The following is a 23,599-nucleotide window of genomic DNA, read 5'->3' as shown; positions in this document are numbered from 1 at the left end:
ACGATATACCTAGGAGGCAAGGTTGACAAGCCGAATCAGCTTGGCTTGTCGTTCCCGTCCTCGCCGCCCTTGCCGTCATTCTTCCATAGCGACGACTCGTCGGAAGACCATAACGAGGAGCGGATCGCGGCAGTCAGGATCTCTTCGGCGCGCCTGCGATCCTCGGCGTTGCCTCGAAACAAGGCATCGATGGATATCTGCGACGGGGGGCGGCCAACCGGATCGCCGGGGCTGGGGCAATTGCAGGCTTTCGCGAATCTGAACAGATAAGACCCGACAAAATCGCGTTTTTGTGTTTCGATTCTGGATACCGTCGCGGCGTTGACGTTGAGAATGAGCGCTAGTTCCTCCTGCGAATAACCTGCGTGGATGCGCCATTCCTTGAAGTAAACGGGGCCGGTTGGAGACTTTGCCTTCATGGCTGTCTGTCCCTTCTCTTCAGCATTCATGTGCAACATTCCTAGATTTCACATTCGCGCCATATTCTGCAACACGTCTGTTAAAGAATTTTATTGCCGCCGCTTGTGCCTATGAGGTAAGTTGGCCGCATGCATCCTTTGAAAAAATGGCGGGAGGGCCTTCCCGAAGGCCAACGGAGCTTGCAGGCGGTCGCCGGTCGGCTCGGCGTCACGGAGGCGCAGGTGTCGCGCTACGAATCCGGCAAGCGCAAGATTCCCGCTGAGAAACTCGACCGTTACGAAAAGATTACGGGCATCCCGCGCTATGTCCTGCGCCCCGATATTTTTCTGCCCGCCCCAGATGAAGCCCGCTGACGCCTGACGGCCTCCCGCCACGATGACGGCTGACCGCCCATCCACCTTTGGGGAAGACCGTCATGAGACACGAAGCACAGATCGCCGCCGGATTACCCGCCGCGCCCCGCCTCGTGCCGCTGTTCAAGGTCTCTGAATTGCAATGCCGCTATCCCATCGTCGCGGCGAACGTGCCGGGAAAACATCTGTTCTGCGGGCTGCCTACGGCGCTCGGCAAGACCTTCTGTCCCTACCACCACGCGCTCTGCTGGCGCGGCAGACACGAGCCGTTCGACCGTCAGCCGGTGAAGCCGGTGCGGCGGAGGCTCCGCCATGCTTAGCGATTATCAGATCGGCCTCATGAAAGGCATGTTGCGCCGCGGCGACGACCAGCACCATATCGCCGCGCTCTTCGGCATCAATGCTGGTCGAGTGGCCGAAGTTGCCAACGGCATGAAAGACAAGCCGAACGGCAAGGAACGCGGGCGCGAGATCATACCGGCGCCGCAATCGGATTTGCCACCACCCGGTCCCTACTTCCTGAATTTCGTTTCCGAGCGCGACATCATCCTCGATGGCCTCGAAGCGGCGATCCCGGCGGTCGCTGATTATGTCGCGAGCAATCCGACCGAGGCGGCGCGCGACATGCAGCGGCGATTCCACAGCGCCATCGCCGAGCGCAAGCGTGAACTCTACAAGGGCGGCTGAGATGAGGCGGGTCGCATCCAATCATGACAGCGAATTGATCCTGTATGAAACTGTCTCGCGATGGGTGACTAGTGTCACCGAGGCGTGGCAATCGACGATCCATGGCATTTTCGAGACCGGACGGTTGCTGATCGCCGCCAAGGCAGAATTGCGGCACGGCGAATGGCTGGCAGTGGTTGAGCAACTGCCGTTCAGTCCCAGAACAACCGAACGGTTAATGGCAATCGCATGCGACCAACGATTAGTAAATTCGACACATGTGTCGCTTTTACCGCCGTCGTGGGGCACGCTCTATGAAATGACAAAACTGCCTGATGGCACGTTTCAGATGCTCGTCGAGAACGGCACGATCAATCCAGAATGCGAACGCGCTACCATCACTCAATTCCTGAAGAAGAAAAAGCGCGCTGTTCGCGAGCGAGAACTTTCCGCAAAGATCGAAGCGCTGCCGGCAAAACGTTATGGTTTGATCCTCGCCGATCCCGAATGGCGCTTTGAGCCTTATAGCCGGGAAAGCGGCATGGATCGCGCCGCCGACAATCACTATCCGACATCAGCAACAGAAATCATCGCCTCTAGGCCAATCGCCGGGATTGCCGCCGCCGATAGCACGCTGGCATTATGGGCGACCGTGCCGATGCTGCCGCAGGCGCTGTTCGTCATGGAATCGTGGGGCTTCGAGTACAAGAGCAATCTTGTCTGGGTAAAAGACAAGATCGGCACCGGTTACTGGTTCCGCAATCAGCATGAACTTCTGCTGATCGGAACTCGCGGCGATGTTCCGGCACCGGCCATGGGCGACCAGTTTCCTTCCGTCGTCTATTCGCCAGCGATCCAGCATTCGGCCAAGCCGGAACGGATCCTTGAAATCCTCGAAAGCTACTTCCCGAACATTCCAAAGATCGAACTCAACCGACGTGGCTCACCTCGCAACGGATGGGATGCATGGGGCAACGAGGCCGAGCCATGCTGATCCTCGGCGTCGATCCTTCCGTCACCCAATGCGGGCTGGCCCTCTACCGCTTCCCCGGTTCCGAGCGCGAGATCGAATGCCTGTCGTTTACGTCACAAGGCGATACGACCGAAGAGAAATGCGCCTTCTTCGGCCTGCGCCTGCATGACATCTGCTTGGCCCGCCGACCCGATTTCATCTGCCTTGAAGCGGCGATGCGGCTGATCGCGGGTTACCAGAAGCGGGTAAAGACGGATCTTGGCGGCAAGACCACCGGCTACTGGACGCCGAACGCCGACCAGATGGTGCTGCCGGAAATCCAGGGTCATGTGCGCCAGCTCGCCATCGACCGGGGCATCGGTTTCGAGACGGTCGCAGTCAAGACATGGCGGGCCGCTCTCTATGGGCGCGGCGGCGGCTCGCTTGGAAAGGACGAGGCCAAGCGTCGCGCCCGCGACTATTGCCGCTGGCTCGGCATCACGGCCAAGAACCACAACGAGGCCGAAGCCGCCTGCGTCGCCATCTGGGCGTCGCGCTGCTCGCAAAGCCTGAAACTGATGCGCGCGGGGCTGGCCGGATGATGACGATCCTGTCCCTTGGCGCGGGTGTGCAATCGTCGACCATGGCGCTGATGGCGGCTGAAGGCTGGATCAAGCCGATGCCCGACTGCGCCATCTTCGCCGACACCGGCTGGGAGCCCGCCGCCGTCTACCGCCATCTCGACTGGCTGATGCCGCAACTGCCCTTCCCTGTCCACATCGTCTCCGCAGGCAACATCCGCGATGGCCTGGTCGCCGGTTCCAAGGGACACCGCTGGGCGTCGATCCCCGCCTCGATCCGCCGCCAGTGCACCAAGGAATACAAGATCGTGCCTATCCGCCGGAAGGTGCGCGAACTGCTCGGCATCGTCGGCAGGCGCTCGCCGAAGGAGCCAGCCGCCACGCAATGGATCGGCATCTCATGGGACGAGGCGTCGCGGATGAAACCGGCTTACGAACGCTGGTGGGCCAACCGCTGGCCGCTGATCGAGCTTCGCATGAGCCGGTGGGACTGCTTGCGCTGGCTGGAGCGCCACGGATATCCCGAGCCGCCGAAGTCGTCCTGCATCGGCTGCCCGTTCCACGACAACGCGCTCTGGCGCGACATGAAGATCAACCGCCCGCAGGAATTCGCCGACGCGGTCGAGATCGACCTGCTGATGCGGCCTGCCGGTCCCGGCTTCAAGGCGCTGTCGAAGAAGGCATATCTGCACCGCTCCTGCCAACCGCTCGATCAGGTCACTTTCGACAACGCCGAGGATCGCGGCCAGCTCAATCTGTTCATCAACGAGTGCGAGGGCATGTGCGGTGTCTAAGCTGCTCGACCTGTTCTCCGGCATCGGCACCGCGAAGCTCGCCTTCGAGCCCTATGGCTGGCACTGCGTCGCCCATGCAGAGATCGATCGCTTCGCCGCGACGCTCTTGCGTTACCGCTTCCCCGACACGCCGAACTTCGGAGACGTCAATGGCTACCGCGACTGGCCCGACCTCGACATCGACCTTGTTACCGGCGGCACGCCCTGCCAAGCCTTCTCGGTCGCCGGACTCAGACAGGGGCTCGCCGATCCGCGCGGCGTCCTCATGCTCGATTATCTTGCCGTGGCTCGCCGCTACCGCCCCCGCTGGCTGGTTTGGGAAAACGTCGCCGGAGCCCTGTCGCACAACGATGGTCGGTCTTTTGCGACCTTCCTCCGGGGCCTGGAAGAATGCGGGTATTGCTGTGCCTGGCGGGTGCTTGACGCTCAGTTTGTCCGAACACAACGCCTTCCCCGCGCCGTGCCGCAGCGACGACGGCGTCTCTTCGTTGTCGGATGTCTTGGAGACTGGCGCGGTCCCGCCGAAATACTACTTGAGCCCGAAAGCATGCGCGGGGATTCTCCGCCGCGCCGCACGCCGGGGCAAGGCGCTTTCGCCGATGTTGCTCAAAGCCTTGTCGCAAGTGGCCGCGGCGTCGAGCGTCCCGGCGAGCCGCGCGGACAGGATCCGGTCGTTGCCGACCGCCTCGTCTCCTTCGGCGAATACGAAATAGACGGCACCGGCAGAGGCCAGCCGTTGATCCCGGTCGTGGCACCGACGCTTTCAGGTGCTGCCAACCGGACCGGTGGCGACCGCCCGCCCGGAACCATGGGCGCGGACATGCACGACTCGCTGATCCCGATTGCCTTCGATTCGAAAAGCCACCGCTCCGGCGGCGAGGTCTCGCCGACGCTGCGCGCGATGGAATTTTCCGGCAGCCACGCCAATGCCGGCGGACAGGTCGCGGTGTCCTTCAACGCGCGACAGGATCCAGTGCCTGGTGACGTGCCTGGTAGCTTGGACGAGGACGGCTACAGCCAAGCGGTGGCAGCGCACTGGGGCGTCCGGCGGCTAACGCCGCGCGAATGCGAACGGCTGCAGGGCTTGCCCGACGACTGGACCGACATTCCGTGGCGCGGTGCACGCCACGCACCGGACGGCCCGCGCTATCGCGCCATCGGCAATGCATGGCCATTGAACGTCGCTGATTGGATCGCCAGCCGCATCACCGAATGGGAGGTGTGGCATGGATGACGAGCGCCGCGAGCGCATCGATGCGCTTCTTTTCCGCGTTCACCGCACGAAGCTCGCTTTCGAGGCCCGCTGGCAAGGCCGCGCAGAGGTGCTCGCCCGCCGCTATCAGCTGCACCGTTTCTGCGCCGAGTACCGCAAGAACCACCACCGCTACCAGCGGATCGCCGCAGCCCGCAAGCCCGCGCGCCCGGTTAAGGACACCGACTGGCGCGAGCCGATGCAACACGATGAACTCGGCCTGCCATTGCCGAACCAGTACAACGCCTATCTCTGCATGAGCGAATGCCCGGAGCTTTCCGGCCTCGTCGGCTACGATCTGTCGACAGGCCGCATGATGCTGAAGGCACCGCTCCCCGGCGACTGGCGGATAGATAAGCCCGACTTCGAGATGCGGGCTTTTTGCCGCGACGACCTCACTGCGCTTCTCGTCTTCGTCCAGGCCATCGGCTTTCCGCGCATGCGCCGCGACACGCTGTTCTGGGCCGTGCGCCGTGCTGCGCGCTTCAACGAATTGGGTCCGCGCCATGAAGGGTGAGGACGATTTCCCCGGCGACCGCCCGCCGAACAAAGAAAACGTCGTCCGCTTTCCGGTGAAGGCACGCCGTTACCGTTTCCGGGACGGCAAGACCATCCCGCCACGGCCATGGATCATGCGCGGTCTCATCCTCAGAAAACAGATCACCTCGATCATCGCCGCCGGAGGCGCGGGCAAGTCGATCTTCGGGCTTTGCGTCGCGCTGCATCTCGCTGCGGGCATCTCCTTCGGTCCGTTCAAGACCGTCCACGGCCCGAAACGCGTCGCGATCCTGACGGTCGAGGAGGACGATGATGAGATCGACCGCAGGCTCGCCGCCATCGCCAAGCATTTCGGCTTCGGCAAAGACGAGTCCGACCGCGTCTTCATCGTCGAGATCGACGATCCGCCGCTGTTGGCGCAGGTGGACAAGCGAGGCGTTATCCATGCCACCGAGAAGCTTCGCCGCCTCGAATGGGAACTCGGCCAGCATGGCGTCGACGTGCTCATCCTCGATCCCTTCATCGAACTATGGTCGGGCGCGGAAAACGACAACGGACAGGTCAAGGCGGCAGTCGCCGTCATTCGCGGCGTCATCCGTCGCCTCGACGCCGGGTGCCTGCTGATGCACCACGTCAAGAAGGGCCTCGTCACCCCCGGCGATATCGATGCCGGTCGCGGCGCTGGTGCGCTCGGCGGCATCGTCCGGCTGGCGCACACTATTACCAACATGACGGCGGATGCCGCAGCTTCGCTCGGCGTCGAAAACCCGCGCGGCATCGTCCGCGTCGATTTTGCCAAAGGCAATTATCTGCCCGATCCCGGCGAGGCGAGCTGGTTCAAATTCCTGTCCATCGATCTCGAAAACGAGAGCCCGCCCGCTTACCCCGACTCGGACAAGGTCGGCATTCTCGTCGCGTGGCAGCCACCCGGCCTGTTCGAGAATCTCGCTTATGAGCAGATCGACCGGGTGCTTGACCTGATCCAGTCCGCCGACGGTCTTGAACACGAGCGTTACACGCTCGCGCCGCAATCGAGGGACCGTTACGTCGGCATCCTTATCGTCCGCGTGCTCGACGTCAGCGAGGAGCGCGCCGACCGCATCGCCAAGTGCTGGAAGAAGTCGGGTTTGCTCTTTGAGCAGGAATACCCCGGCGGCAAGTCAAGGTTGAAAAAAGGAGTGTTCGTCGACAACAGCAAGCGCCCCTCGGCGACCGCTGAAACGTGATGTCCCGGTTCTCATTCCGGGGAACCGGGCAGAACCGGGAAAACCGCTCTGAAAACATGTCCCGGTTCTTCTTTTTTGCCCTCTCCTTCGGAGAGGGAGGGAGAACCGGGAACGGTATCTCCCGGTTCCCTTCTTCCCTACCGGGAAGGGAACACGGGAACGAAGGGGAAGGACAGGGCAAAACCCGCGACCAAACGGGACGCCGCCATGACAACAGGAAAGGGAAAACACCATGCCAAACCCAGACCTCGACAACGCAACCGAAAAGGCGATTGGAGCCGCGTTGAACGACTTCAAACCGAAGGAGGAAGCCAGAATGAGTTCGATCACCACCACGCCTTCGACGCCACCGCCTCCGAGGAAATTGTTCGGCTATGGCGAACCGGTGAAGACCGAGCCGCTTGGCAAGCGGCTCGCGCCGGTCGTCGACAAGGCGCAGGCGGTGCTTACCGAGGCGCAGGCGCTCTGCCAGCACGTGACCGGCGTCCAGGCGCTCGACCAGGATCCCGGCAAGGACGATGGCAGCCGAGGTCTCGCCGGTCAGATCGACTGGCAGGCTTCGCTCATCGAGAAGAAGCTCGACGCCATGCTGCAAGCCATCGATACGGTAAGGCGAAGGCTATGAGCGAGCACCACGACACCTTCGCCTTCACCGTGCTCGTCGTCGCAGCGGTGCTGCTGGCGCTGTGGCTGCTGGCGGGATGAGGCGATGCGCAAGCGCCCACGCAACATCCCTTACGACCACGAATGGCACCGACTGGCCCGTCGGTTCCTGAAGGTGTTCCCGCTGTGCTCGGTCAGAGGCTGCAGTAGACCCGCAGAGCACGTCGACCATGTCGTCACGGTCAGGGCAGCGCCCGAGCGCAGGCTGGACTGGACGAACCTGCAGGCGCTCTGTCACCGCCACCATTCCAGGCTGACACATGCTTACGATCAGGGACGGCTGACGGGTGCCTGCGACGAGGACGGTTTTCCTGTCGACCCCAACCACCCATGGGCGCAGCCAACCCAGCGGGAAGCGATAGCCGCTGCCAACCGTGAGCCTGTCGCCGACCCCGAGACGGCAGCACGGTTGAAGCGCGGCTATGTGCGTGGCGAGAGGCGGTGAGATGAGCATCGAGGCGTGGCTCAACGCAACCGTTCTGACGCTGGTGGTCGCCGCTGCGCTCTGGTGCCTGCTTTGAGCCGTGCCCGAGAGGCATGGCCTCGACCGCTCACCATCGCCGCTCGGAGCGCAGGCCCTCGGGGGCCCAGGCCGGGGGGGGGACTGGCCAGAAATCCTCGCCAAGGGGGCCGGAGGCGCGCCCGTAGTCTCGTTGTAATTTCAGGACGGGTTTTTTTGGCCTATATTTTCGATGGTTACGCAAAGCAAAGGCGGCGAAAATGCCAAAAGGCGAAAAACCGAAATCGAAAATAGTCAAACTGGCCGAAGGCAACCGCAGCAATGTCGGCATCCATCGGATCTACGACGAGCCGCAGGGACTCGGCCATCCGCGCATGCCTCCGGGGCTAAATGAGCTGGCTGAGGAGATGTGGCTGTACACCGTTAGTTCGCTGCCGGACGGCGTGCTGACGCGGGCGGATGAAGCGGCTTTGGAAGCCTATGCGGTCAACTGGTCGGTGTTCCGGCAGGCCCGCGAGAAGCTCGACAAGACCGGCCTGCTGGTCCAGTCGCCGCAGGGGCCGGTCCGCAATCCGCTGCTGGTGGTGATGAACAACGCCGTCAAGGCGATGATGTCCACCGGCTCGGAACTCGGGCTGACGCCTGCCGGTCGGGCGCGGCTGGCGCATCCCGAAAAATGGGACAGCGACCCGATCACGCTGCTTCTGGGAGAATGACGATGAACCTGCCGTGGCCCGCCGACGCGGTCGAGCGCAGACCGCTTACAAGCCTGAAGCACTATGGCGCCAACGCGCGCACGCACTCGCCCGAGCAGGTGGCGCAGATCGCCGCGTCGATCCGTGAGTTCGGCTTTACCATCCCGCTCTTGGTCGACGAGGCGGGCGAACTGATCGCCGGACATGGGCGCGCGCTGGCGGCGCAAGAGATCGGCCTGGAACTGGTGCCGGTGATGGTTGCCCGCGGCTGGACGCAAAAGCAGATCAAGGCTTACCGGCTGGCCGACAACCAGCTGGCACTGAATGCCGGTTGGGACGTCAAGCTGCTCGCCGCCGAACTGGAGACGCTGCCGGATATGGCGGCGTTGATCGGTTTTTCGGAAAGCGAGCTTCGCCGCCTTGGCCGTCTAACCGGCAATCCGGGGCTGACCGATCCCGACGAGGCCCCGGCGCTGCCCGACGTCCCGACGTCAAAAGCAGGCGATCTCTGGCTGTGCGGCCAGCACCGCATCCTCTGCGGCGATGCCTGCAATGCGCAGGACGTCGAGCGGCTCTTGTCCGGCGTGAAACCGAACCTGATGGTGACCGACCCGCCCTATGGCGTCGACTACGATCCGCACTGGCGGGCCGAGGCAGGCGTCAACAACAACCGGAAAAAGATGGGCGAGGTCGTCAACGACGAACGCGCAGACTGGCGGCAGGCTTACGACCTGTTTCCCGGCGCGGTCGCCTATGTCTGGCACGCCGGGAAATACGCCAGCGAAGTGCAGGCGTCGCTGGAGGCTTGCGGCTTTCAGATCCATTCGCAGATCATCTGGGCCAAGGACCGCTTCGCGCTTTCGCGTGGCGATTATCACTGGCAGCACGAGCCGTGCTGGTATGCCGTCAGGCAGAAGGGAAACTGGTGCGGGGACCGCTCGCAATCGACGCTATGGACGATCCCGAGCCGCGACGACTCCGGCCACGGCCACTCGACACAGAAGCCGGTCGAGGCGATGCGCCGTCCGATGCAGAACAATTCAAGCGCCGGACAGGCGGTCTACGATCCGTTCGTCGGCTCCGGCACGACGCTGATCGCGGCGGAGATGGAGGCGCGGGTGGCGCTCAGCCTAGAAATCAATCGGGCCTATGTCGACGTCGCGGTGGCGCGCTGGCAGGATTTCACAGGAGAAAAGGCCCGCTTGGACGGCGGGCCTTCGTTCGACGATGTTGCTGGTACTATCAGACCTTGACGATGCGGTAGACCCGCCCGCCCCGCTCCTCGACCTTTTCCGAGGAAAGCGTGTGGCCCTCGGGAAACTGCTTCTTCTTCGGCAGTGTCGAGATCGCCGCGCGGGTGGTGTGCGGCTGCCAGCCAAAGGCCTTGGCGACTTCCGCGACTGTGGCACCGTTTGCTTCGAGCAGCATCAACGCCAGCGCGTCAGTCTTGTTTTCGCGTGGCTCCTTCACCGGCTTTTCCTTCTTCGCCCGCTTCGGCTTTTCCGCCTTGGTGTCGCCGCCACCCGTCTTCGTGGCCTTGGCCTTGCGCTTGCCCTTTACCGCTTCCTGCGCTTGGCCGAAATCGACCACCGCATCCGGGCTGGTGTCGCGGGCTTCGTCCGCCTCGCCGCCACCACCTACGATTTTAAAATGCATCATCTGTACGCTAGTTCTCGTGTTGTGGTTGTGGTTGTGGACATACGATTGTGTTTATCGACAAGCAAGCGCCATCCGCTGGTAAATCTCAGATCGGGCTGACGTCCGAACTGCGCCATCTCATGGTGCTGCGCCAAGTGCCAAAAAAGGACTGGGGCCTGCCGTCCGGCAGGGCGATTGCGTTTGCGCATTCGCTGATCGTCCCGGCGGGCAAGCACGTCGGCAAGCCGCTCCGGCTGGCCAAGCCGCAGATCGAGTTTATTCGCGACGTCTATAATCCGAGAGACAAGGATGGCCAGCGCAAGCGAAGGCAGGCGGTGTTCTCGGTGGCGCGGCGCAACGGCAAGACGTTGCTGGCTGCGGTGATAATCCTTCTGCACCTGGTAGGCCCGTTCAAGAAGCCGAACTCGGTGATCGCCTCGGCTGCCACCACCCGCAAGCAGGCCTCGATCGTCTACCGCTTCGTCGCCCGCATGGTGAAAATGAACGTCGTGCTCGCCAAGCGGCTGAAGGTGGTCGACTCGACCAAGCACGTCACCCACCGCCGCGACGGCTCGTTCTATTCGGCCATCGCCGCCGAAGCCGGTGGCCAGTTCGGCGAAGGGCTTGACCTCGTGGTGTACGACGAGCTTTCGCAGGCGAAGAACGCGCTGCTCTACGACGTGCTGATGACCTCGCTAGGCGCGCAGGTCGAGCCGCTGATGATGATTATCTCCACCCAGGCTCCCGCCGACGACCACATCCTGTCGGAGCTGATCGACTACGGTCTGAAGATCCGCGCGGGCGAGATCGAGGACGATACCTTTACCGTCCATCTCTATGCCGCCGAATCCGGCTGCAAGCTGCTGGATGAGAGAGAATGGAAAAAGGCCAACCCGGCGTTCGGCGATTACCGCGACATCGGCGAATTCCGCGCCGCCATGAAGCGGGCCGAAAAGGTGCCGTCGCTCGAGAACCGGCTGCGCAATCTCTACCTCAACCAGCGCGTCCAGGCCAAAGCACCGTTTCTGTCGCCGAACGTATGGGTGCGTGGCGCAAAGCCGACGGTCGAAGATCTGCTCTACGATGGCAGGCCGGTCTATGGCGGGCTGGATCTGTCGGCCCGCACCGACCTCTCCGCCTTCGTCATGGCGGTCGAGGACGACGAGAGCAACATCCACCTCGTCCCGCGCATCTGGACGCCTGGCGATACGCTCGACGAACGCGGCTTACGCGACCGCGCGCCCTACCGCGTCTGGGCCGACAAGGGGTTTCTGATACCGGTGCCCGGACAGGTGCTCGACTATGATTCTCTCGCAGCCGACGTCGGCGAACTGTCGTCGACCATTCCGTTTGCCAACGTCAATTACGACATGTGGCGGATCGACGTCCTGAAACAGTCGTTCGCGCGGCTCGGCGTCGACGTGCCGCTGTCGCCGTTTGGTCAGGGTTATAAATCGATGTCACCGGCCATCGAGTCGTTCGAGGAACTGGCGGTGCAAGGCAAATTGTTCCATGGCGGGCACCCGGTGCTGCGCTGGTGCATATCGAACGCAGTGATTGACAGCGACGCCGCCGGGAACCGCAAGCTCACCAAGGCCAAATCATTCGGCAGGATCGACGCGGGCGTCGCTGCGGTGATGGCGGTCGCCGCCTGTCGGCTGAGAACGGAAGCTGAGCTGGATATCGCCAACTTGGTCGCTTAAAAAGTTCGTGCCTTGCCGACGTCTCCTTGCGCTACCTGACAATCGGCAAGGCCGATCCGGTCCGGTATTTCGCTGGCAATGTCTCCGGATCGGCCAGGACCGCCGATGGCAAGCAGATCACGATCTATGACGATCATGCCGACTTCGACGGCAAGTCCTACCAAGGCAGTTGCTCCACAGAGCCTAATCCGAAGGACAGGCTATGAATTGGAAGGATCCAGCCGCCCGCCTCATGACCGTCAAGGTGGTCAGCGGCCACGCCAAATCCGCACACAAACGACTCGCCAAGAAAGAGTATCAATGAGGAAAGCCGCTGCTTACAGTTTTCGCCGCCCTTCCGCTCGCCGATTGTATCGCCAGCCCGCAAGGCCTCAAGGCTGAATTCGCATCGGTTTCCGGCGGGACCGGTTCCGGCCAACATGCTCGCCCATGCCAAGGCCCGCTGCGAGGAACGCTTCCAAGGCCACCAATCGGGCCATGGCCTACGGCCTCGAGAACGTCGACGTGACCGGCCTTATTGTCGATGCCAAAGCTTGTATGCGCCGCCACGGCGTCGTCATCAAAGGCTGGCGGCAGAGGACGGCAGGCTCACCCCCTACCCTATCTGGCCGAAATACATGGAGTATTGAACTATGGCACGACACAAGTACAGGCACACCTTGAGCATGGATGAATACGAATTCAGCCACAGAATCGAGAGGACTTTTCTTGGCATCCGTTCGCTGGTGACCAGAAATTCAGACGCCCTCGATTTTCACAACGTTTCCGTTTGGCAGGTCGAAAGCGCGCTAGTCACCTGAATCCGAAATTCGGACTTTCTGGCAGAAACGTTTGACGGAGGTCAGGTCGTCAATTCGGCGGCCTCGCCGAATTGAAAAGAGCGGCGAGGCCATGCCGCAGGCGATCTCGAGAGGATCCGCTACACAAGCTGGCGCTTAAGGACACGTTGACAACGGCAGTCGGCGGTGGCTTTCGCTCTGTCAACGTGTGGCTGCGCGAAAGCTTCGACGCCTACGCCAATGTGCGCCCCGCAAAGACCATCGTTTCGGGGCGGGCCACGAGGATATCGATATCGTGCTAATCCGAACCTCGAAGGCTTCTATGTCGCCGTCCAGCACTTCATCGCAGTCGGCGACGATCGTCAGGCGGTCGCCAGCTCGCACGACATAAGCACGAGGGCCGAATGCCGCCGGATTATACGCTACGCCTCGAACCCGCGCTGGCGAGTCGGCTAGCCACGGATGAGCGCATCGTCGACGCCTGCGCCATGCAGTTCGTCATGAAGCCGGATCAGTTCGATGTCCATCACCACCAATCTGTTCGGCGCCAACCAAATCGCCGGCCTCGGCATGACGCTGGGCGCCAATAGCGGTCCGGGTGCGGCTATCTTTTAGGCGGTGCACGGCTCGGCCCCGGAAATGCGGGAAAGGTGTCGCCAATCCCACCGCAATGCCTCCGGCTGCCTTATGCTTGACCATGTCGGCGAAGGCGAGAAGGCGACAGCTATCCGCAGTTGACATGCCTGCTCTTTCCATGCCGGCGTCGAGCGGATGACTGCCGGCGCCTATACGACATAGTCCGTCGCCTTGTCGCATCAACGACACAGATTGTTCCTTCAACCGTGGGTCAATTTCCAGACCTAACTATCTGAAAGAAAGCCATTAGCATTATTTTAGTCGCTCCTGCGGCCTGGCACGACTTTTGCACGATCAGATTTCATGAAAACGATTTGAAGCACGAAAGGAAGCAAGATGGCGTTCTTCGATCGCATCTACGGCGCCCCCGGCGAGGAAAACCTGGACGAGCTCGTGCTGACACGTCACGAGCAAGGGGCGATCTTGATGGCCGCCGCCCACAGCCGACCCACCAGTCGGCCCCATGCTCGACCATGTCGCCAAAGGCGAGATGGCGAACGCCTCGATCGACACGATCACCTAGAGATCCACGGAGGACAAAACGATGACGAAAGCTGACCTATATCGGTTCGTCGACGACCTGGAAAAAGACGGCAATCTGCTTGAAGCGGTGAAGCCGAAGGCCACGGGTCTCGCGGCGCTGGTAGCTGCCGCAAACGAGCGCGGCTACGAGTTCACGCTCGATGAAGCTAAAGCTTACATCCAATCGCGAAGCCCAGGCGATCCGAACGTCAAGCAGGTCAATGCGGTCGTCGACGGCAAGCTAAAATCGGACGTTGCGACCTCGACCAAGGTCTTTCAGACGGCTGCGGTCGCTACCACCGCGGTCCAGGCCGTGGAGGCAGGGACGACTGTGCTTACAGCAGCCGAAGCCGTTGTCACCGTCGTTGTGGTGGTGGTCTGACCAAGCGGCATTCACCCGTGATGAAAGATGAAAGTGTGAGAGGGGGACCAAACAGTCATGCCAAACGCTGCGGAGTACTACCGAAAAAGATCTTTGACCGGCGCACGCCGCAACAGCTTCGCAGCTGGCCACGCCGGCCGCTCCTCACGCGGCGTGGCTTTTAACTTCGAGTGCGTTCTGGCGTGGCAGTCACTTTTGTCGGTTCCGCGAGACAGGCTTGTTTGCCAAGTCATGTGTCCATTCCTCGAGCCAAATTTTTCCTATCGCCCCTAAAAGGAGGACAAAACGATGACGAAAGCTGACCTATATCGGTTCGTCGACGACCTGGAAAAAGACGATGATCTGCTTGAAGCGGTGAAGCCGAAGGCCACGGGTCTCGCGGCGCTGGTAGCTGCCGCAAACGAGCGCGGCTACGAGTTCACGCTCGATGAAGCTAAAGCTTACATCCAATCGCGAAGCCCAGGCGATCCGAACGTCAAGCAGGTCAATGCGGTCGTCGACGGCAAGCTAAAATCGGACGTTGCGACCTCGACCAAGGTCTTTCAGACGGCTGCGGTCGCTACCACCGCGGTCCAGGCCGTGGAGGCAGGGACGACTGTGCTTACAGCAGCCGAAGCCGTTGTCACCGTCGTTGTGGTGGTGGTCTGACCAAGCGGCATTCACCCGTGATGAAAGATGAAAGTGTGAGAGGGGGACCAAACAGTCATGCCAAACGCTGCGGAGTACTACCGAAAAAGATCTTTGACCGGCGCACGCCGCAACAGCTTCGCAGCTGGCCACGCCGGCCGCTCCTCACGCGGCGTGGCTTTTAACTTCGAGTGCGTTCTGGCGTGGCAGTCACTTTTGTCGGTTCCGCGAGACAGGCTTGTTTGCCAAGTCATGTGTCCATTCCTCGAGCCAAATTTTTCCTATCGCCCCTAAAAGGAGGGACATGCAATGACGAAAGCTGACCTATATCGGTTCGTCGACGACCTGGAAAAAGACGATGATCTGCTTGAAGCGGTGAAGCCGAAGGCCACGGGTCTCGCGGCGCTGGTAGCTGCCGCAAACGAGCGCGGCTACGAGTTCACGCTCGATGAAGCTAAAACTTACATCCAATCGCGAAGCCCAGGCGATCCGAACGTCAAGCAGGTCAATGCGGTCGTCGACGGCAAGCTAAAGTCGGACGTTGCGACCTCGACCAAGGTCTTTCAGGCGGCTGTCGTCGCTACCACCGCGGTCCAGGCCGCGGAGGCAGCGACGACTGTCCTTGCAGGAGCCGAAGCCGTTGTCACCGTCGTTGTGGTGGTGATCTGAGCAAGCGGCATTCACCCGTGACGAAAGTGGGACAGGGGGACCAAAAGTGATGCCAAACGCTGCGGAGTACTACCGAAAGATCTTTGACCGGCGCACACCCAAACAGCTTCGTACGCTGGCGCACATTAAGCGCTTCATGGAGCGCCTGACCGGCGACCTCGCGTTCCGCACCGAGCTCAACGAGAACCTCGACAACCCTCGAAAGGTGACCGAGCGCTACGGCATCGACGTCGACCCTCTGGAGATGCTACCGCTCTGGCGCCGCGACTACATGAACTATCGCTCTAAGCCCGAGTGTTCGTCCTGGCCGCTGGCTATAATATGGTATGAGTATATCGACGAGATGATCCGCCATCGCGACATCCTGCGCGATGAGGGCCAAATGGCGATGGTCGCCCCTCGTTTTCACGTGTGGCGCGAGCGCCAGATCCGCCGCTGCAATAGCCACGTCGGATCAGCGGGGGCGATCACGCACCCCATTATCGCTTTCGAGCTGAGCGAAGGCTGCACCGTCGGTTGCTGGTTTTGCGGCCTGTCAGCTGGCCGCTTCAAGGGCTACTTTGAATATAACGAAGAGCATGCCGAGCTTTGGCGCGGCGTGGTCGGTGTCGCGAGCGAGATGTTTGGTTCGGCTGCCCGCACCGGCTTCTGCTACTGGGCCACCGAGCCAATGGATAACCCGGACTACGACCGCTTTCTGTCCGACTACTATCAAATCACGGGCGCACTGCCGCAAACGACGACGGCGGCCCCCCTCAAGGATCGGGCACTCACTGAACGCCTGTTCCAACTATTCGACCGCTACCGAAGCGTTACAAATCGTTTCTCCGTGCTAAGCACCGATCACCTCAATCAGATTCACGCGGCGTTTTCGCCCGAGGACCTGATGGGGGTCGAACTCGTCCAGCAGGGCAAGGAGGCGCAGGCCCCAAAAGCTCTCGCTGGGCGCAGTCGCGAGGTAACACTCAGGGCAGTCAACAACAAGGATGCAATCGCGGTACCGGAGTATCGTTCCACGACAATCGCCTGCGTTTCCGGCTTCCTCGTGAACATGCTGCAAAGACGGGTACAGCTGGTCACGCCAGTACCAGCGAGCAAACGCTGGCCACTCGGCTACCGCATCTTGGATGAACGCTTTTTCAAGACGCCAGACGGATTCCGGGAGGAACTCCAGAGTATGATCGACCAGCATATGCGCGAGAGCCCATCTCCCAACCTGCCGATCCGCTTTCGCGGAGACCTGCATTACGAGGCCGGGAACCGCCACTTTCACCTGCGCTCACGTTACAATGAATATGTGATCCTCGACGACGTGGCTCCGATCTCCGTTGGTGATCTAATCGCGTGCGGCGATTGCACAGCGTCGGAGATAGCTGTGCGAGTCATAGCGGACGGAGCGAGTGCCCTTGCAGTCCCCAATCTGCTCGAAGAGTTGCACACGGAGGGGCTCCTCGAAGAGGACATCGATGACCGCTTTGCTTGGCAGACCAGCGAGGGCACGAGATGAGTGCCGATGTGCCAATCGTGCTAGTCAATATGCCGATGTCGGCAATTGAGCGGCCGTCGCTAGCGCTTGGTCTCCTAAAGTCGGTGCTAACGCGGGCCGGACTGCGATCCAAGACAATGTATGCCAACATCTCGTTCCTGGAATATGCCGGTCTCGCCAACTATCAGCTGCTTGAGCGTTCCCCTTTTGCGCTTGCCGAGTGGCTGTTCGCAGGTATCGCTTTCCCTGATTGGAAAGCGGACGACGACGCCTTCCTCGACCGGTATCTGAAAGGCCATCCGAGACACCCCGATAAAAATATGGCCGAGCGTGCCAATATCCTCGAGCTGCGCTCGCTCATCGGCGGCTTCATCGATTGGATATCCAACAAGATACTGGAGCAACGGCCGGCCATCGTCGGATGCACCTCCACTTTTGCCCAACATGTTCCCTCGCTCGCCTTGCTGCGTCGACTGAGAGAGCGCTCACCGGGGCTGGTTACTCTCATGGGTGGCGCAAACTGCGAATCGGTGATGGGACGTACCACTCACGCGAGTTTCCCGTGGGTCGACTACGTCGTGTCGGGCGAGGCCGACGCACTGATCGGCCCGCTTTGTCGCAACATTTTAAAGCACGGTAAAGATATTCCGCCGGCCAACCTACCATTCGGCGTCTTTGGTCCAGCACATCGCAAGGCCGGCTATCCTGCGACCACAACGGGCGACTTGGTGCCCCGCGCAGTGGTCGAGAATATGCATGACCTGCCGCTGCCCGATTTCTCGGACTATTTTGCCGAACTCGATCAGTCGCTCTACGCCGACCGCGTCTATCCCGGGCTGCCGATGGAGTTCTCTCGCGGCTGCTGGTGGGGGCAGCGCAGCCACTGCAAGTTCTGCGGGCTGAACGGCGGATCGATGACCTACCGCCAGAAACCAGCTGAGCAGGCCGCAGAGGAGATGATTGAGATGTCGGCGCGTTACGGCTCGTCGCGCATCGAAGCAGTGGACAACATCCTGGCCACTGACTACATCGAAAAAGCCCTGCCCCGCCTAATGGCCCTACCCGACAAGCTTGCCATCTTCTTCGAAGTCAAAGCCAATCTGAAGCGCCGTGAAATCGAGAAGCTGGCTGCAGGCGGCGTCCGCTGGATCCAACCGGGTATCGAGAGCCTGGATACCCGTCCTTTGAAGCTGATGAGCAAGGGAACGACGTCAGCCCAGAATGTTCAGCTCTTGAAATGGTGCCGCCAGTATGGCGTTTGGGTCATTTGGAGCATACTGTGGGGCTTCCCCGGCGAGAGCGACGCTTGGTATGCGGAAATGGCCCCGTTGTTGCCGCTACTGCATCATCTGCGGCCACCGGTAGGTGTGGTGCCATTGCGCTACCACCGCTTCAGCCCCTATCATCGCGCAGCCGAACAGCATGGGCTGAAGCTCCGCCCGGCCGCCGCCTATCGTTACCTCTATCCGCTTTCGGAGCCCGATCTCGCGAATCTGGTTTACTCCTTCGAAGACAGTGAAGACAGTGATGTCGCCGCTTATTCCGCTGCGCTCGACGCGAACCGCCGCCCAGGGCTGGATGCCGTTGTCAAGGGTGCCGAGGCCTGGAAGGAAGCCTGGCTCAACCCGACTGAACCCATGCTATCGATGCGCGACAGCGGCGACGAGATAACAGTCGAGGACACGCGCCCCATAGCAGTGGAGCGTGAACATCGGGTCAAAGGCCTCGCGCGCGAAATTCTTCTAGCTGCTGACGAAGGCACGCCAGAGGCCCGCCTGCGCGGGCGGCTGAGCACGGCGAATGTGATGCAGAGTGAGATTGACGGGGTAATAGCCGACATGATTGCTCGCAAGCTGATCGTGCGGCTGGACGCGCGACTGGTTGGGCTTGCCCTTTGGAATCCCCACACACCAATGCCCCCCCACACGGCGTTTCCGGGAGGCTATTTCGACAAGGGACCATGAGTGCCGCCACGTGAACGAGGACAAGTGCAATGTGCAATTCGCAGTCGGTGGTCGACGGTGCACCATTAATCAATGCGCAGGGAAGTGCGAGTGAACCTCCACCCAGGCCATAGACCGCGTCGGGGGTCTGTCGACGCAATCGTGCCTAGCATACTCAAGGCATTCGCTGCGGGAGCCAGCAAGGTCAGCGTCGCTCATCCGTTCTTAGACTTAGACTAAGACTTGCCCAAAATCTCAGCCTCAAGCCGACTGGGCCGTCCGGGAAGCATGGACTCGACAGTTTATGTAAGTCTTCTGTTCCTTTGCTGCTCGGGTTCCGTAGATCGTTTGGGGGCTATTTGTGATCCACCTAATATTTACCGGGGGACGATGAAATGAGCGGCGGAAAAATTGCTACGGTTTTTGCCATATACACGTCGTTATTACTCGGAAATCTGACTCTGCCGCAGGACCTCTCCTACACTCCGGTGCCATCCGGCTTTGACTTCCCGGCAGATGAGCGCGTCTTGTTGGACGCCGTCAATAGGGCCGATGAGGAACAATTGCGCACGCATGCGTGGGCGGTATTTGCAGGATTGACGCAAAAAACTCGGCAGAACGATCCGAACAGTGAAACAGTCTGGGAGACCTGGTACACGGGCGATGAGGTTTTCTCTGCAGAAACGGGCGCACCAAAAGGTCTCAGATCTCTGAAGAGAGATCTCGTCGCGCCACGTCAATTCTCCCCGCATGGCGGTGCACATTTGAAAGCGGTCGGCGAGTCCCAATTATCATCCACCCTGTTCAATCAAGAGCTGAAGGATCACACCCGGTCGGAGAAGTTGTATCTTCATAGAACGATGAAAGCCATCAACGATGGTTGGCCAGCGCAAACCCCGGTCGAAAACCGGAAGGTGAAGGATTATCCACGCGGCGCAATGTCGCTCAAATTGGTGTGGATGCCAGTGGCGAAGAACGGCATGACCGCGATGCCTATTTGGGACGGAATGCCAGTGACGGACGTTGCCGGGGCTTTCCCCCCGTCATCCTGGAAACGTCGGGTGGCCGTGGATCCGAGCCGAAGTTCGGTTCCCGAGGGCGAACTAACCGATCTGCCGGGATTTCCCGGATCAAGGGTTGTCCCGCTCACCGCGTTTCATCACTTCAAACTCGACGCTGAACAAGCAGCGAGGTTCGGCGGCGACGAAGGCGACTATGCTGTCTTGGTGGCCATGCACTACACAACCAAGGAGATCCCAAATTGGTTTTGGGCTACGTTTTGGTGGCATGACAAGCCGAACGACGGCCCCTATGCAGCGGACCGGCTCGATGACACCAAGATCAGGGGACCCTGGCGAAATTACCTGATGGATGTCGCCTATGACATGGATCTTCCCAAAGAGACAAACGGCACGCCCAACGCCGTATTCAACCCTTGGCTCGAGGCCCACTTTGAAAACGGCGTCAATTCGAACTGTATGACCTGCCACCAACGTGCCGTCTGGACTGAACCGGACGCCACTTTCCTTCCCATCACAAGGGGGGCTGCGCCTGCAAATGATCCCATCTTTAGAAACAGCACAAAGGTAGATTTTCTCTGGTCACTGCCGCTTGAAGGGAACAATTGATTGCGCGGCCGACAACCAAGGTGAGACTCAGCGTCAATCAGGATGAGACTCGGCGGCGGGGGTGTGACCAAGGGAGGGCGTAGCCCGACCGGAGTTACACCCCCGCCGCGGCGCAATTTTTAGGCGTCTCATGATCGCGGTCGCCCACTACGGTGGCGGTTTTCTGGAATGGAGAACCACCTTTGTGCCGAGTCGCCATGTAACCGATCATCAGATGAGATTATTCATGAAGTACCGACAAACGCATTCTGTTGAGCTCGCCGCCGCGAAGGCGTCGATCAGCCGGGCGACGGCCTTCCGCATGGAGAAGGAGCAGCGCCTTCCGTCGCAGACCAAGCCGCCGCGCGGTCGGCGTCGCCCCGACCCGCTTGAGCATGACTTTGATGCGGAGGTCGTTCCGCACAACTAACCAGAGGAGCGTTCCTTTAGGGAGGAACAAACCGAGAATAACCCGAATGATCCGGGGCGGCAAAAGCTGCTCTTTTTTGCTATTGCGTTACTGGCGGCACTTCGACCGGCGTGGCCAGCCCGAACAATTGCAGCACGACGAGGATGACCACGACGACGGCAATGACGACGGTTACCACCTTGACGATGCATTGATCGGTTCCGGCACCTGCATCGCGTCGACCGCCCAGTAGACCAGTGCCGCGATTGCCGCGACGACCAGCAGATAAACCAGCGCTGAGGCCATGATGTCCTCCCTGCCCTTCCGCTGTACCTCTCAGGCACAAGGCGATCATAACACCGATTTCCGCTTGACACGTTTCCGCTGCTATACTCGGTATTTATGAAGCCGGAAGAATTCGCCGCCATCATTGCCGGACTGGAAAGCCAAGGCATGACGCCGACCGAGATCGCCCGAGAATCGGGTCTCTCGCGCATGACCGTGTGGCGGATCGCCAATGGCGAAACCTCCCGGCCCTCCTACGACACCGTGATCCGCCTGAAATCGCTCGCCGTTCGCCGCACCGCTGTAACGGACATGTTACGCCGGTAGGGTGTAAATGAACCAGCCAAGCAACTTCAAGGCTTGGCACCATGCAAGGTCTCGTCTACCGCGCTGCGAAGCAATCCGAAACCGACCCGCTCGAATACGTGCTCTCGGATGAGACCGTTGACCGCTACGGCGACGTGATCGCCGCCGACGGCTGGGATCTCGGTGAATTCAAGCGCAACCCGATTGCCCTGTTCAACCACAACCAGAGCGCCATCGTCGGCGCATGGGAAAACGTCCGTGTCGAAAAGGGACGGCTGATAGGCCGACTGCGGCTCGCCGTCGAAGGCACGTCGAGGCTCGTCGACGAAGTCCGCCGCCTGCGCGACCAGGGCATCCTGCGCGCCGTCTCGGTCGGCTTTTATCCGCTCGAATCCGAGCCGCTGGATTCCAAGGCCGATCCCAACTGGGGGCCGTTCCGCTACATCAAGAACAAGCTCGTCGAATGCTCGCTCGTCGCCGTTCCGGCGAATCCGAACGCGCTGCAGGTCGGCAGGAGCTTCGCACTTTCCGCCGAAATTCGCGAACAATTGCGCGGCAAGATCGCCCGTGCGCCGTTGCCCGCGTCGGCTCCCTCCCCCGGCAAGCTCGCCAGTCAGCCACCCGCAAAGTCCGGGGCAAATACCATGTCTAAACTCGCAAAGCGCATCGAGGACGCGCAAAAACACATCAAAAATCTGAAGGACCAGCTCGTCGAACTGTCGAATCTCGACGAGCCCGACGAGGATCAAAGCGGCCTGATGGCGGAACTGCCGGACCAGATCGCCGACCTTGAAGCTGGATTGGAGCGCGACAGGAAGATCGAACAGGCGATTGCTGTCCGCGCCATCGAACATCAACCGCCGCCAGAGACCAAGCAGGCAGCGTTGTCGGAAAAACGGCCCTACGCCGTCCCGGCAAAGAAATTTCAGCCCCGCGATCTGCTCGTTCGCGGCGCGGTCGTGCAATTCCTGGCGCATGTCCACAAGCAGGCCCCGGACGCTATTCTGAAGGCGGTCTATCCGAACGACGATGCCGTGCAGATCATGGTCCGGGCAGCGGTCAACCCGGCCAAGACCGACGTGCCGACATGGGCACAGGAACTGGTGCAGCAGGCCGTCGGCGACTATCTCGATCTGCTGCCGCGCGACTCAATCTATCCGGCGCTGTCGTCAATGGGCGCGCGTTTCACCTTCGGGCGCAACGGCCAGATCAAGATCCCGTCGCGCGCCGCTACGCCGAACGTCTCGGGCGCGTGGGTCGGTGAAGGCGAACCCATTCCGGTCCGCCGGGTCGGCTTCACGTCGATCACCCTGGTGCCGAAGAAACTCGGCGTCATCTCGACCTTCACCCGCGAGCTTGCCGCGCATTCGACTCCGTCGATTGAAGGTGTGCTGCGCGAGGCCATGGCCGAGGATACGGCGGTCACCGTCGACACGACGCTGATCGACGCAAACCCGGCTACGGCAATCCGTCCGGCTGGACTGCTGAACGGCGTCGCGCCGTTGACGCCAAACGACGAAACCGACCCGCTGGCAATGATCGCCGATCTCAAGAAACTGGTGACCGCAATTACCGCCAGCCGCGGCGGTCGCAACATCGCCGTGCTGATCAATCCGGCACAGGCGATTGCGATTGCCTTCCAGCAGACGAACACCGGCGAGTTCATGTTCTCGTCGACCGATGAGGCAGGCCGCCGTCTCAATCTGCGGTTCATTGTCTCGCCGACCGTGCCCGTCAACACGGTGATCGCCGTCGATGCCGCCGACTTCGCCTCGGCGACCGGCGACATGCCCGAATACGACGTCTCCGACCAGGCGACGATCCACGAGGAAGACACGACGCCACTGCCCATCGTCGGCGGCGGCGGCACTCCGGTCACCGCGAGCCCGGTCCGCTCGCTGTGGCAGACGGCCTCCATCGGCGTGCGCATGCTGCTCGACATGAACTGGTCGATGCGCCGTGCCGGCATGGTCGCATGGATGGAAAATGTGACCTGGTGAGGGGAAACCCCAATCTCCCCCACTTCGCCGGGTGGCTCCTAACGCGC

The 23,599-nt window shown here is 61.1% G+C and carries 27 protein-coding genes and 1 pseudogene; 25 read left to right on the top strand and 3 right to left on the bottom strand.

The window, feature by feature from the left end:
- Nucleotides 1-35 precede the first annotated feature (35 nt).
- Entirely contained in the window at nucleotides 36-449 is a 414-nt protein-coding gene (locus JOH52_RS12025; protein WP_020479477.1) for a helix-turn-helix domain-containing protein, read from the bottom strand.
- Between the two features lie 99 nt (nucleotides 450-548).
- On the opposite strand from JOH52_RS12025, the gene JOH52_RS12020 reads away from it, so the two are divergent.
- The 13 genes from JOH52_RS12020 to JOH52_RS11960 all read left to right on the top strand — a co-directional run bounded on the left by JOH52_RS12020 (nucleotide 549) and on the right by JOH52_RS11960 (nucleotide 9,813).
- Complete coding sequence (locus JOH52_RS12020; protein WP_014529214.1) at nucleotides 549-773, top strand: helix-turn-helix domain-containing protein; 225 nt, start codon at nucleotides 549-551, stop codon at nucleotides 771-773.
- A 62-nt stretch (nucleotides 774-835) separates the two neighbouring features.
- Nucleotides 836-1,093, top strand: coding sequence for a hypothetical protein (locus JOH52_RS12015; protein ID WP_017271713.1), 258 nt, complete (start codon nucleotides 836-838; stop codon nucleotides 1,091-1,093).
- Entirely contained in the window at nucleotides 1,086-1,460 is a 375-nt protein-coding gene (locus JOH52_RS12010) for a hypothetical protein (RefSeq protein ID WP_014529212.1), read from the top strand. Before JOH52_RS12015 ends, JOH52_RS12010 begins: the two co-directional genes overlap by 8 nt.
- Before the next feature lies 1 nt (nucleotide 1,461).
- Nucleotides 1,462-2,433 (top strand): MT-A70 family methyltransferase, encoded by a 972-nt coding sequence (locus tag JOH52_RS12005; protein ID WP_014529211.1) that lies wholly within the window; start codon nucleotides 1,462-1,464, stop codon nucleotides 2,431-2,433.
- Nucleotides 2,427-2,993: a RuvC family protein gene (locus JOH52_RS12000; RefSeq protein ID WP_014529210.1), complete on the top strand. Its 567-nt coding sequence runs from the start codon at nucleotides 2,427-2,429 to the stop codon at nucleotides 2,991-2,993. Before JOH52_RS12005 ends, JOH52_RS12000 begins: the two co-directional genes overlap by 7 nt.
- Nucleotides 2,990-3,766 (top strand): adenine nucleotide alpha hydrolase family protein, encoded by a 777-nt coding sequence (locus JOH52_RS11995; protein WP_014529209.1) that lies wholly within the window; start codon nucleotides 2,990-2,992, stop codon nucleotides 3,764-3,766. Before JOH52_RS12000 ends, JOH52_RS11995 begins: the two co-directional genes overlap by 4 nt.
- On the top strand, nucleotides 3,759-5,000 hold the full coding sequence (locus JOH52_RS11990) for a DNA cytosine methyltransferase (RefSeq protein WP_014529208.1): 1,242 nt from the start codon (nucleotides 3,759-3,761) through the stop codon (nucleotides 4,998-5,000). Before JOH52_RS11995 ends, JOH52_RS11990 begins: the two co-directional genes overlap by 8 nt.
- A complete protein-coding gene (locus tag JOH52_RS11985; RefSeq protein ID WP_014529207.1) occupies nucleotides 4,993-5,535 on the top strand; it encodes a hypothetical protein in 543 nt (180 codons plus the stop codon). Before JOH52_RS11990 ends, JOH52_RS11985 begins: the two co-directional genes overlap by 8 nt.
- Nucleotides 5,525-6,742 (top strand): AAA family ATPase, encoded by a 1,218-nt coding sequence (locus JOH52_RS11980; protein WP_014529206.1) that lies wholly within the window; start codon nucleotides 5,525-5,527, stop codon nucleotides 6,740-6,742. Before JOH52_RS11985 ends, JOH52_RS11980 begins: the two co-directional genes overlap by 11 nt.
- A 232-nt stretch (nucleotides 6,743-6,974) precedes the next feature.
- On the top strand, nucleotides 6,975-7,367 hold the full coding sequence (locus JOH52_RS11975) for a hypothetical protein (RefSeq protein ID WP_017271711.1): 393 nt from the start codon (nucleotides 6,975-6,977) through the stop codon (nucleotides 7,365-7,367).
- 84 nt (nucleotides 7,368-7,451) lie between these two features.
- A complete protein-coding gene (locus JOH52_RS11970; protein ID WP_017271710.1) occupies nucleotides 7,452-7,850 on the top strand; it encodes an HNH endonuclease in 399 nt (132 codons plus the stop codon).
- A gap of 275 nt (nucleotides 7,851-8,125) precedes the next feature.
- Complete coding sequence (locus tag JOH52_RS11965) at nucleotides 8,126-8,581, top strand: phage terminase small subunit P27 family (protein ID WP_014529203.1); 456 nt, start codon at nucleotides 8,126-8,128, stop codon at nucleotides 8,579-8,581.
- A complete protein-coding gene (locus tag JOH52_RS11960) occupies nucleotides 8,578-9,813 on the top strand; it encodes a site-specific DNA-methyltransferase (RefSeq protein ID WP_020479476.1) in 1,236 nt (411 codons plus the stop codon). The genes JOH52_RS11965 and JOH52_RS11960 overlap by 4 nt, the downstream gene beginning before the upstream one ends.
- Here the strand turns inward: JOH52_RS11960 and JOH52_RS11955 are convergent.
- Nucleotides 9,803-10,219 carry a DUF3489 domain-containing protein gene (locus tag JOH52_RS11955; RefSeq protein WP_014529201.1) on the bottom strand — a complete coding sequence of 139 codons (417 nt, stop codon included), beginning with the start codon at nucleotides 10,217-10,219 and terminating at the stop codon, nucleotides 9,803-9,805. The two genes, JOH52_RS11960 and JOH52_RS11955, sit on opposite strands and share 11 nt — an antisense overlap.
- 47 nt (nucleotides 10,220-10,266) lie before the next feature.
- On the opposite strand from JOH52_RS11955, the gene JOH52_RS11950 reads away from it, so the two are divergent.
- From JOH52_RS11950 to JOH52_RS36480, 3 genes are all read left to right on the top strand, one after another.
- On the top strand, nucleotides 10,267-11,901 hold the full coding sequence (locus JOH52_RS11950) for a terminase large subunit (protein ID WP_014529200.1): 1,635 nt from the start codon (nucleotides 10,267-10,269) through the stop codon (nucleotides 11,899-11,901).
- A 26-nt stretch (nucleotides 11,902-11,927) separates the two neighbouring features.
- Nucleotides 11,928-12,107 (top strand): hypothetical protein, encoded by a 180-nt coding sequence (locus JOH52_RS11945; protein WP_014529199.1) that lies wholly within the window; start codon nucleotides 11,928-11,930, stop codon nucleotides 12,105-12,107.
- A gap of 426 nt (nucleotides 12,108-12,533) precedes the next feature.
- Nucleotides 12,534-12,701: a DUF6900 domain-containing protein gene (locus JOH52_RS36480; protein WP_014529198.1), complete on the top strand. Its 168-nt coding sequence runs from the start codon at nucleotides 12,534-12,536 to the stop codon at nucleotides 12,699-12,701.
- Nucleotides 12,702-13,610: 909 nt separating this feature from the next.
- Here JOH52_RS36480 and JOH52_RS11940 read toward each other — a convergent pair.
- Nucleotides 13,611-13,835, bottom strand: coding sequence for a hypothetical protein (locus JOH52_RS11940; RefSeq protein ID WP_017275726.1), 225 nt, complete (start codon nucleotides 13,833-13,835; stop codon nucleotides 13,611-13,613).
- Nucleotides 13,836-13,860: 25 nt separating this feature from the next.
- Between JOH52_RS11940 and JOH52_RS11935 the strand changes: the two genes are divergently transcribed.
- The 9 genes and pseudogenes from JOH52_RS11935 to JOH52_RS11890 all read left to right on the top strand — a co-directional run bounded on the left by JOH52_RS11935 (nucleotide 13,861) and on the right by JOH52_RS11890 (nucleotide 23,552).
- Nucleotides 13,861-14,220, top strand: a complete 360-nt coding sequence (locus tag JOH52_RS11935) for a Nif11-like leader peptide family natural product precursor (RefSeq protein WP_014529194.1) — start codon at nucleotides 13,861-13,863, stop codon at nucleotides 14,218-14,220.
- 288 nt (nucleotides 14,221-14,508) lie between these two features.
- A complete protein-coding gene (locus JOH52_RS11930) occupies nucleotides 14,509-14,868 on the top strand; it encodes a Nif11 family protein (RefSeq protein ID WP_017271704.1) in 360 nt (119 codons plus the stop codon).
- 288 nt (nucleotides 14,869-15,156) lie between these two features.
- Nucleotides 15,157-15,516, top strand: coding sequence for a Nif11 family protein (locus JOH52_RS11925; RefSeq protein ID WP_088194192.1), 360 nt, complete (start codon nucleotides 15,157-15,159; stop codon nucleotides 15,514-15,516).
- A gap of 49 nt (nucleotides 15,517-15,565) precedes the next feature.
- Nucleotides 15,566-17,023: a radical SAM family RiPP maturation amino acid epimerase gene (locus tag JOH52_RS11920; RefSeq protein ID WP_014529192.1), complete on the top strand. Its 1,458-nt coding sequence runs from the start codon at nucleotides 15,566-15,568 to the stop codon at nucleotides 17,021-17,023.
- Entirely contained in the window at nucleotides 17,020-18,966 is a 1,947-nt protein-coding gene (locus tag JOH52_RS11915; RefSeq protein WP_014529191.1) for a RiPP maturation radical SAM C-methyltransferase, read from the top strand. Before JOH52_RS11920 ends, JOH52_RS11915 begins: the two co-directional genes overlap by 4 nt.
- Before the next feature lie 374 nt (nucleotides 18,967-19,340).
- Entirely contained in the window at nucleotides 19,341-20,573 is a 1,233-nt protein-coding gene (locus JOH52_RS11910; protein WP_014529190.1) for a hypothetical protein, read from the top strand.
- A 184-nt stretch (nucleotides 20,574-20,757) separates the two neighbouring features.
- A pseudogene (locus tag JOH52_RS11905) lies at nucleotides 20,758-20,973 on the top strand (IS21 family transposase); the annotation flags it as partial.
- 390 nt (nucleotides 20,974-21,363) lie between these two features.
- Nucleotides 21,364-21,573, top strand: coding sequence for a helix-turn-helix domain-containing protein (locus JOH52_RS11895; protein WP_014529187.1), 210 nt, complete (start codon nucleotides 21,364-21,366; stop codon nucleotides 21,571-21,573).
- Between the two features lie 41 nt (nucleotides 21,574-21,614).
- A complete protein-coding gene (locus tag JOH52_RS11890; protein WP_014529186.1) occupies nucleotides 21,615-23,552 on the top strand; it encodes a phage major capsid protein in 1,938 nt (645 codons plus the stop codon).
- Nucleotides 23,553-23,599 lie beyond the last annotated feature (47 nt).

It is taken from the genome of Sinorhizobium meliloti (assembly GCF_017876815.1).
Classification (GTDB): Bacteria; Pseudomonadota; Alphaproteobacteria; order Rhizobiales; family Rhizobiaceae; genus Sinorhizobium; species Sinorhizobium meliloti.
The sequence above is the reverse complement of the archived record's forward strand: the minus strand, read 5'-3'. Positions and strand labels throughout refer to the sequence as shown.

Excerpts from the sequence above, each read along its gene's own strand:
- JOH52_RS12025 (WP_020479477.1), bottom strand. The coding sequence starts at position 449 with ATGAATGCTGAAGAGAAGGGACAGACAGCCATGAAGGCAAAGTCTCCA.
- JOH52_RS11995 (WP_014529209.1), top strand. The coding sequence starts at position 2,990 with ATGATGACGATCCTGTCCCTTGGCGCGGGTGTGCAATCGTCGACCATG.
- JOH52_RS12005 (WP_014529211.1), top strand. The coding sequence starts at position 1,462 with ATGAGGCGGGTCGCATCCAATCATGACAGCGAATTGATCCTGTATGAA.
- JOH52_RS12000 (WP_014529210.1), top strand. The coding sequence starts at position 2,427 with ATGCTGATCCTCGGCGTCGATCCTTCCGTCACCCAATGCGGGCTGGCC.
- JOH52_RS12020 (WP_014529214.1), top strand. The coding sequence starts at position 549 with ATGCATCCTTTGAAAAAATGGCGGGAGGGCCTTCCCGAAGGCCAACGG.
- JOH52_RS11930 (WP_017271704.1), top strand. The coding sequence starts at position 14,509 with ATGACGAAAGCTGACCTATATCGGTTCGTCGACGACCTGGAAAAAGAC.
- JOH52_RS11965 (WP_014529203.1), top strand. The coding sequence starts at position 8,126 with ATGCCAAAAGGCGAAAAACCGAAATCGAAAATAGTCAAACTGGCCGAA.
- JOH52_RS11935 (WP_014529194.1), top strand. The coding sequence starts at position 13,861 with ATGACGAAAGCTGACCTATATCGGTTCGTCGACGACCTGGAAAAAGAC.
- JOH52_RS12010 (WP_014529212.1), top strand. The coding sequence starts at position 1,086 with ATGCTTAGCGATTATCAGATCGGCCTCATGAAAGGCATGTTGCGCCGC.
- JOH52_RS11920 (WP_014529192.1), top strand. The coding sequence starts at position 15,566 with ATGCCAAACGCTGCGGAGTACTACCGAAAGATCTTTGACCGGCGCACA.
- JOH52_RS11895 (WP_014529187.1), top strand. The coding sequence starts at position 21,364 with ATGAAGCCGGAAGAATTCGCCGCCATCATTGCCGGACTGGAAAGCCAA.
- JOH52_RS11890 (WP_014529186.1), top strand. The coding sequence starts at position 21,615 with ATGCAAGGTCTCGTCTACCGCGCTGCGAAGCAATCCGAAACCGACCCG.
- JOH52_RS11980 (WP_014529206.1), top strand. The coding sequence starts at position 5,525 with ATGAAGGGTGAGGACGATTTCCCCGGCGACCGCCCGCCGAACAAAGAA.
- JOH52_RS11960 (WP_020479476.1), top strand. The coding sequence starts at position 8,578 with ATGACGATGAACCTGCCGTGGCCCGCCGACGCGGTCGAGCGCAGACCG.
- JOH52_RS36480 (WP_014529198.1), top strand. The coding sequence starts at position 12,534 with ATGGCACGACACAAGTACAGGCACACCTTGAGCATGGATGAATACGAA.
- JOH52_RS11910 (WP_014529190.1), top strand. The coding sequence starts at position 19,341 with ATGAGCGGCGGAAAAATTGCTACGGTTTTTGCCATATACACGTCGTTA.
- JOH52_RS11955 (WP_014529201.1), bottom strand. The coding sequence starts at position 10,219 with ATGATGCATTTTAAAATCGTAGGTGGTGGCGGCGAGGCGGACGAAGCC.
- JOH52_RS11970 (WP_017271710.1), top strand. The coding sequence starts at position 7,452 with ATGCGCAAGCGCCCACGCAACATCCCTTACGACCACGAATGGCACCGA.
- JOH52_RS11985 (WP_014529207.1), top strand. The coding sequence starts at position 4,993 with ATGGATGACGAGCGCCGCGAGCGCATCGATGCGCTTCTTTTCCGCGTT.
- JOH52_RS12015 (WP_017271713.1), top strand. The coding sequence starts at position 836 with ATGAGACACGAAGCACAGATCGCCGCCGGATTACCCGCCGCGCCCCGC.
- JOH52_RS11915 (WP_014529191.1), top strand. The coding sequence starts at position 17,020 with ATGAGTGCCGATGTGCCAATCGTGCTAGTCAATATGCCGATGTCGGCA.
- JOH52_RS11925 (WP_088194192.1), top strand. The coding sequence starts at position 15,157 with ATGACGAAAGCTGACCTATATCGGTTCGTCGACGACCTGGAAAAAGAC.
- JOH52_RS11975 (WP_017271711.1), top strand. The coding sequence starts at position 6,975 with ATGCCAAACCCAGACCTCGACAACGCAACCGAAAAGGCGATTGGAGCC.